Genomic DNA, 850 nt, shown 5'->3' with positions numbered 1-850 from the left:
GCCTTGACCAGCAGCCGCCACACATCAAGCCGGATGCCAGCGATTCAAAGACCTTGGTGGCCATCTCTTTGTTCATTTGCTCTCTCCCTGGCGCGACCCTTTGCTGCAACTATGCAGGAACTATTGAAGTGATCGAAATGCGTGCCGAAGCGAAGATACTAGGCTCTGGTATCAAACCGGGCAGACTGGCGAATCGACGAGTGAACAACCGTTGCGAACGACCACACAGGGCTCGTCGCAGATAAACAGACGCCCTCCAGAGGGAGGGCGTATCAGACAGTCAGAGCTGTCAGAGCAATCAGACGAACGCGTGCCTTATTTGGCAGCAGGCACCGCATTAAAGGTGAGCAGTGCAGCCTGGTTAGCATCGCTCAGGGTCAGCTGGCTGCCATTGATGGAGTAGGTAGCCACCTTCTCCAGCTTTTGCAGGTACTCCATCTCTTTCTTCATATCGTCGCCGATGCACATCATGCGGGTTGCCCCCATGGCGCCCAGCGTCAAGACACCATCACCCTGCTGGGTGATACCGCCAAAATAGCGGTTGCAGCCGCCCTTGCCCGCCACCTTGCCATCAGCAACTTGCAGGGTGAAGGTATCGCCGGTGGCGCCTTGCAGCTGCCAACTGGATGCTTGCAGTTGAGCCATGCTGGAACCTGTTGCCATTGCGCAGCCTCCCAGTGCCAGCGCGGCCAGCAGAGTCATTTTTTTGTTCATGGATTCACCTCTTAATGATTAGAGCCATCAATACGGCAGCCTGTTTATCATGGCTGGCGCCCATGCCAAAGGATTTTATTGTGGTCTCGCTGCACTTTACTACCAGCTGGCATGTGCCATGCTTGTGCCATGCTTA

2 protein-coding genes are annotated in these 850 nt (G+C 55.3%); one reads left to right on the top strand and one right to left on the bottom strand.

The genetic code is table 11. The features are described from left to right. Positions 1-245: hypothetical protein (locus tag BN1117_RS19715; protein ID WP_209435229.1), on the top strand; the 245-nt coding region annotated here is incomplete at its 5' end. A 70-nt stretch (positions 246-315) separates the two neighbouring features. On the opposite strand, the gene BN1117_RS05145 is transcribed toward BN1117_RS19715, so the two are convergent. Continuing rightward, positions 316-714, bottom strand: a complete 399-nt coding sequence (locus BN1117_RS05145; protein ID WP_040095405.1) for an META domain-containing protein — start codon at positions 712-714, stop codon at positions 316-318. Positions 715-850: the final 136 nt, after the last annotated feature.

The sequence above is a fragment of the Aeromonas australiensis genome (assembly GCF_000819725.1).
GTDB classification, from domain to species: domain Bacteria; phylum Pseudomonadota; class Gammaproteobacteria; order Enterobacterales; family Aeromonadaceae; genus Aeromonas; species Aeromonas australiensis.
The sequence above is the reverse complement of the archived record's forward strand: the minus strand, read 5'-3'. Positions and strand labels throughout refer to the sequence as shown.

Excerpts from the sequence above, each read along its gene's own strand:
- BN1117_RS05145 (WP_040095405.1), bottom strand. The coding sequence starts at position 714 with ATGAACAAAAAAATGACTCTGCTGGCCGCGCTGGCACTGGGAGGCTGC.